Source organism: Acinetobacter sp. YH01019 (genome assembly GCF_013420285.1).
In the GTDB taxonomy this organism is placed as follows: domain Bacteria; phylum Pseudomonadota; class Gammaproteobacteria; order Pseudomonadales; family Moraxellaceae; genus Acinetobacter; species Acinetobacter gandensis.
The window spans coordinates 1-6,107 of sequence record NZ_VOYM01000037.1; the positions used below are offsets into that span (position 1 = coordinate 1).

3 protein-coding genes and 3 pseudogenes are annotated in these 6,107 nt (G+C 37.6%); 2 read left to right on the plus strand and 4 right to left on the minus strand.

The features are described 5' to 3' along the window. Positions 1-447 precede the first annotated feature (447 nt). Together FTT84_RS09910 and FTT84_RS09915 are read right to left on the minus strand one after the other, a co-directional pair. A pseudogene (locus FTT84_RS09910) lies at positions 448-1,077 on the minus strand (IS4 family transposase); the annotation flags it as partial. A 1,258-nt stretch (positions 1,078-2,335) separates the two neighbouring features. Then, positions 2,336-3,022: a hypothetical protein gene (locus FTT84_RS09915; RefSeq protein WP_100355863.1), complete on the minus strand. Its 687-nt coding sequence runs from the start codon at positions 3,020-3,022 to the stop codon at positions 2,336-2,338. 39 nt (positions 3,023-3,061) lie between these two features. Here FTT84_RS09915 and FTT84_RS09920 point away from each other — a divergent pair. Then, positions 3,062-3,535 (plus strand): annotated as a pseudogene (locus FTT84_RS09920) (type I restriction enzyme endonuclease domain-containing protein); the annotation flags it as partial. Positions 3,536-3,605: 70 nt separating this feature from the next. Here FTT84_RS09920 and FTT84_RS09925 read toward each other — a convergent pair. Beyond that, positions 3,606-3,887 (minus strand): annotated as a pseudogene (locus FTT84_RS09925) (RepB family plasmid replication initiator protein); the annotation flags it as partial. 142 nt (positions 3,888-4,029) lie between these two features. After that, a complete protein-coding gene (locus tag FTT84_RS09930; protein ID WP_100355864.1) occupies positions 4,030-4,347 on the minus strand; it encodes a hypothetical protein in 318 nt (105 codons plus the stop codon). 291 nt (positions 4,348-4,638) lie between these two features. Here FTT84_RS09930 and FTT84_RS09935 point away from each other — a divergent pair, with 291 nt between their 5' ends. Then, positions 4,639-5,802, plus strand: coding sequence for a DNA methyltransferase (locus FTT84_RS09935; RefSeq protein ID WP_180081078.1), 1,164 nt, complete (start codon positions 4,639-4,641; stop codon positions 5,800-5,802). The last annotated feature ends 305 nt before the right edge of the window (positions 5,803-6,107 follow it).

Sequence of the window (6,107 nt, forward strand, 5' to 3'; positions counted from 1 at the left end):
AATCCAAATTGATCAGTAATGTCCTGGAAGCAGCACAGATCCTTCCAAGCATCTCTTTCAATACAGCTATTGATACAGTTATCGAAACAACAAAACAAACGATAAAATATAAGCAATCACCTACTCAAAAAGCTCAACAACCAAAAGCCGTGAGCCAATTTGATTGCATGCCTTTATAGACCCTACCTCGTCTATCAACATATAGGACCAGAACAACAACTTTATTCTCCATGACTTGATATACCAATCCAAATTGATCAGTAATGTCCTGGAAGCAGCACAGATCCTTCCAAGCATCTCTTTCAATACAGCTATTGATACAGCTATTAAAACAACAAAACAAACGATAAAATATAAGCAATCACCTACTCAAAAAGCTCAACAACCAAAAGCCGTGAGCTATAGAGGGCTTTGTTGCACAAACCTATTCATGACGGCTTATTCAGCAAAGCCAATATTTTGAGCGGTCAGATTCGCATACCATTGATAATCTACATAGCCTTTGTCAAAGACCACAATACTGCCAGAGGGAAACTGGAATTTTCGGCCTTGTACCATGTCATTTTCTTTACCATTTTCAACTGCAACAAACTCAGGAATATGATTGCTGTGATTCAATCCTATGCTGAGTTTCATGCTGGCTTTTGAATCATGAACTTTGGCCCATGCGCACAAGGAAAGCGACAGATCAATGTGACTGGCATCCAGGGAATACAGAGGATTCTTGAAGCGAAATTTATGGGCTACTTTTGATTTTTCACAGTATTGCAGTAATTGATGAAACATCTGTTTATACAAGGCAGCAGGTTGCTCCTCGTTGATTCGTGCCAGCGTGCTTCGGGGAATAGACTTTGCTCCGAGATGATTAAGCTTTTCCTGCTGGGACTCAAGATTGGATTGAATATCCCGTAGGCTTTGTCGGCAGGAAAGTTGGGACATTAACAGGGCAATAAACTGATCCCATCGAGAAGCAGATCTGAATTTCTGCCCAACATGATGTTGTTTAGCAAGCCGTTCAAAATCTTGTCGTAAGACTGGTTTAATTAACTGATGAAATACGGTATTCTGATGTGACAAAACCTGAATCCTGGTCGTTAAAGTGTTTGTTTGCACTCATATTTTAACTGTTCGGACTCAGGTTTTTTTATTTAAATCAAACTATGGGACAGCAGTGGCTTACAGCTCCCTTTTTTGTTGTGTAAACCCCAAATAGAAATGTCCGCTTGTAGAATCTGCGCTTTTGCTATTATCGAAGCGGACGGTTTATATCATCAATGCTGAAATTAAAAATCTAGATCATAATCACGATTTGGCTGCTTTTCAGGTTCATAAGTTTGCTCTAAGACATCGCTTTGAGGAGTCGGATTAGGCTTTTTCACCTCGTGGATATGGCTCTTTATGTTCTCAAAACTCTCTAAACACGATTGATATGACGCTCTTTGATGTTTCAAATGGTCATTTTGAGGCTCTAAAATAATTTCACATTTCAGATAGTTAAGCATGCGTTGGTCGTTTTTGATGATCTCCTCGATTTTGTCATAGTCCCATGTATTGATCATTCTGCTTGCTTGGCTGATGTATTTCTCCAAGTTTTGAGCTTTTTTCTGCACACAACCAATCAATTGCAATAGATTATTATCGTTGTATGCTTGCTGTTGTTGGGCTGAAAGTTGTTTGTGATCAGCAACGTAACCAGGGTAATAAGCGTCAATTCTCAAGTCACGGAAATCTGTAGCCGGCTTTGGCTTGGGTCGAATTTTAGCGACTAGGGGTTCTAGTTGTTCAAGTTGTTGATTAAGGTCATTAATCGTTCTACAGTTTCCCCAAGCGTATTGATCTGCTTGCTTTGCATCTCCAAGTCTGTGTAAAAGTCGGTGGGTAGCTGCAATTGCAAGATGGTTGAGAGTGCTGTCTCCAGGTCTGTCTGCTGTGTGTCTAGCGTCTGTTGAATGGATTTTAATTCGATCTTTACCAGGTCGCTGACAATGCTGTTTAAATCCAGTTGATTTAATGCTGTCGTTAATTGCATTTGTAACTGGGTTCTCAAGTTTTCTTGAAATGCTTGCTGTAATTGCTCCGAAAATTCGCCCTGCTCGAGCTTTGAAAGTTCTACTTTCATAGCCAAAATCAAGGCTTGTTGAGCTTCTTTCTCTGAGTTCAAGTTGTTGATTTTGTCCTTTAAACTCTGCTCTACTTCGCTGTAAGTGGTCAAAATATTCTTTAATGAACTGACCTGTTGACTCAAGGCTTCGTTTTGTTCTGCTAACAAGCTGTTTTGTTGACTCAACAAGGCGTTTTGCTCTGTCAAAAATTGGTCGATCTCGGTCTGCATAACTTATCTCCGTATGCTGTTTAGGTAATTGAGTTGGCTCTGAATTGTTTGTGAATTCTGTTGAATCATTTCTTTTTGTGCTTGGATGGTTTTTAGGTTTGTACTGAACTGATAGATCGTATAAAAACTGATTAAAATCATCAGCCCCCCAAAAACTGTACTCGCCCATGTCATGTATTTGGCTTTTTGAGAGTTTAATAGCGACTGAATTCCGGTCTCTATTAGCTCGCTTTGGCTCTCTTCTATCGCCTGCTTCACTTGGGCCTGGACTTGGGCTTGGATGCTCTTCTGATCTATCGAAATGCTGCCAATTGCTTTGTTGATTTCGGTCTGCAGCGATTCGATTGAGACTGAAAGCCGTTGGAGTTTCGATATATCTGTATTCGATATCTGCTCGTGGATTGCTTTTAACGCTACTAGATAGTCCATTGTTGCTTCTTGCAGCACTTGTGGTGATAGATTCCCCACCTCGGTCAAAATCGAGCTTAGATTGGATTCTATGGATCTTGTCGTACTCTCTATCCCGTTTAAAAGGGTGGTACTGTTCATGATAGGCAGCTCGCTTTGCTCGATAAGTTTCTCGAAGTTGATCAGCGTCTGTGAGAGCAGCTGCAAGCTCACGATCAGTTGGTTTATTTGATTCTGCCTCTCGAAGGCGCTCTGCATAAGCTCCAAGTTCGAATTTTTCATCGTAAAACGCCCCTTTTAGTCGGTGTTTGTCATTGTTGTTTAGGCGATGAGATCAAGATGCGAGAGCAGCGTAGTGTCACGCAAGGTAAAAAGCTCATGGAGATGCTGAGCTCTGCGATCAAGGGCTATCAGAACAAGGTACTGACTGCAGCCGAAGTGATTGATGAGCTCATCAAGTTGGCTAAGGCAATCCAAGAGTCAGACAAAATGGCAGAGGAACTCAACCTGACTGAATATGAATATGCGTTCTATTCAGCAGTTGCAGACAATGACAGTGCTAGAGAGTTGATGCAAAAAGAGATCCTGCGCGAACTCGCTGTTGTGCTGACTGAGTCTATTCGTAAGAACGTAACCTTGGATTGGACCATCAAAGAAGCTGCCAGGGCGAAGCTGAGAGTCATTGTGAAGCGTCTACTCAAGAAGTATGGCTATCCACCTGATATGGCTTTATTGGCTACTGAGACTGTGCTTGAACAGGCTGAGCAATTAGCAGAAGAGCTCTCTGCTGCTTAATTTTTTGCAATCAAATTACAACTATTAAAAAACTAGATTAGTTGTTTTAAACAACTAATCTAGTTGTACATCACATCTCAAGACCTAACTCTTTGAGGACACTAGAATACTTTCTGACAACCTCGGGATCTTGTAGTTCAATCAGGAGCCTTTTCTCTAGATCAGCATAGCTTTCCCCTACTGCAGCTTTTTGGCTTGCAAATGGATCATGGTGAGCTAGCTTGTTTGCAAAGAATTGAATCTGCTTGTCTGTTAGCTTCTTAGCTTTGCTGTGCGTGACTTCCTTAGGTTGTTGCTTAGTTATGAACGTAAATGAGAAACCACCGATCATACGTCCAGTTTTATGTTGCTCCATAATGGGATTATTAGATTTGCACTGAAGAAGTTAAAGGAAGAATGAAACTAAATAGAAACCAATTTGAAACTAATTTAGTTGTAAATTGGTTTTAATATACAGGCTGTACTAGATTAATCTAGTACAGCCTGTATAAAAATTAATGGCTAATGATATCGAGAATTTTTTTCCATAAAATCTCAACGACTTCTTCCTGACTTATATCATGCAGGTAAACTTCCGAAATTTCTTGTTGAAGCCACTGCTCTAATTTCTCTTGATGTGAAGAGTGACTTGAATATCCATTCAATCCAAAGTAAGTGATCATCTTATTTGATGAATTTCCAGAATCGTAACTCATAAAATCATACAGCTTCTGTAAAACAGATTTAATGACCTCTTTCTGAAAACTCTTCCGGATTTTTTCCTCTCGGTACATCAAGTCTAAGTTATTGTGGGTTAAATACACATTTGGCATAAATTTATCCTTGTAAAGTAAAGGATCACAAGAACTAGAAACAATGAGGATATAGATAACTTTACTTTCGATATCTACTATGAAAAAATCCCTACGCTAACCTACCAAGTGGCGTAGTTTATTGCCTCATATTCTTATGATCGTAATAAATGGGAAAAAGAGTTTTTAAAGCTCTTTTTTTTAAACAATTTTTTTGGTAACCAAACTGGTTACCAAAAAAATTAACTTGTTTTATGAAGGTTGTCAATCATATAATCCATACAAATAGCTATTTTTTTTTGAGACACTTCAATGGATGAGTTTGTTGCATTCCCTTCTTTTGGCTATTTCTTTGAAAATAGCGACACGGGTATTTCTGATAAAGATTTTGAAAAAATAAAATATGAAATCAATGACTTTGATATCATTGTTGGGAATGAAATAAACTCTTTACATAGACTTGTTTCGCAATCCAAAGAGTTTGATCTGATTGTTATAAAACCAGAGATCGATTTTTTTCTTTTTGTGGGGCTCTTTAAAAACAAAGATTCTGTACTTAAACATTACCGTCAATATTTTGAATTATTGAGACAATTACTTACTGATAACGGTAGTCTATATGTACATGTTTCCAATCTTCACCTAATGAGTGAATTCCAAGTAATATTAGATAAAGTTTTTGGTGAAGCTAGGTGTGTGAATCAAATTTTACTAAAAACCCATAATTCTTCATTTAAAGCATCAAAAGGTTTTACTAAAACCGCTCATGAGGTAATTCTTTTTTATACCAAAACAGATAACTTTATTTGGAATGATCTGGTCCAGACAATCACAGATGATAATTTAGCTAAAAAGTTTCCTCATGTGGATGCACTGGGGCAATTTAGACTCATGCCTTTACATGTTCCTGGTGTACGAAAACATGGTGAAACTGGTAGACAATGGAGGGATATGAATCCACCCGAAGGTAAGCACTGGCGTTTTTCTCCAGAAAAAATGGATGAACTTGATCAACAGGGCCTTATTCATTGGTCAAGAACAGGTAATCCACGTTTAAAGGATTATGTTAAAAGTGATACCGGTGTTAGATATACAGATTATTGGGACTTAGCATCAGTAAAAAATTCAACATACCAAATTAAAAATCTGCAGAAAGCCTATGAGGTTATTATTAAATCCAGTACCAATGAAGACTCTTTAATATTGGATGCTTTCAGCTTTGATAGCGTCTGTTTGAATGCGGCAAATAACTTAAATAGAAAATGGATTGCAGTAACACCTAATATAGAGTCCTTTTTATTTACATTACGTTATTTGGAAAAAGACTTTTGCTCGAAAAATTTGGCAAGGGCTATTACAACTCCAGAATTTATCTCCAATGAGTTCGCTAATCCTAGCCCTGTGTATAAGGTACAAAATAAAAATTTCGGACATTTAAGTCTTTTAAATAACCTTAGATTCATCTTAAATAATTAAATTTGTGGAAAAAACTTTAAGCTGCTGAACAGCTCAAGCTATAGCTAAATTCTAAAAAGATCAGCACATAAAAATGCCTGTAAAATCCATTTTTATAGGGTTTTAGGTGTGCTGATAAATTCAGTATTTAGCTATATCTTCTTATGAACATAGTTTGATTTTTACTGTCATATTGTCCTATAGCCTAACGGAACAAAATAAAGTCTTAAAAAGCAACTCAAAAACCGTATTTATAGACTTAATATTTAATTTCGGTACAATATGTATTTAATTATCTAAACTCTAACGGTACAGAATGCCTAATC

What these genes read in the sequence shown, in the direction of transcription:
- FTT84_RS09915 (WP_100355863.1), bottom strand. Translation starts at nt 3,022, where the DNA reads ATGAAAAATTCGAACTTGGAGCTTATGCAGAGCGCCTTCGAGAGGCAG.
- FTT84_RS09930 (WP_100355864.1), bottom strand. Translation starts at nt 4,347, where the DNA reads ATGCCAAATGTGTATTTAACCCACAATAACTTAGACTTGATGTACCGA.
- FTT84_RS09935 (WP_180081078.1), top strand. Translation starts at nt 4,639, where the DNA reads ATGGATGAGTTTGTTGCATTCCCTTCTTTTGGCTATTTCTTTGAAAAT.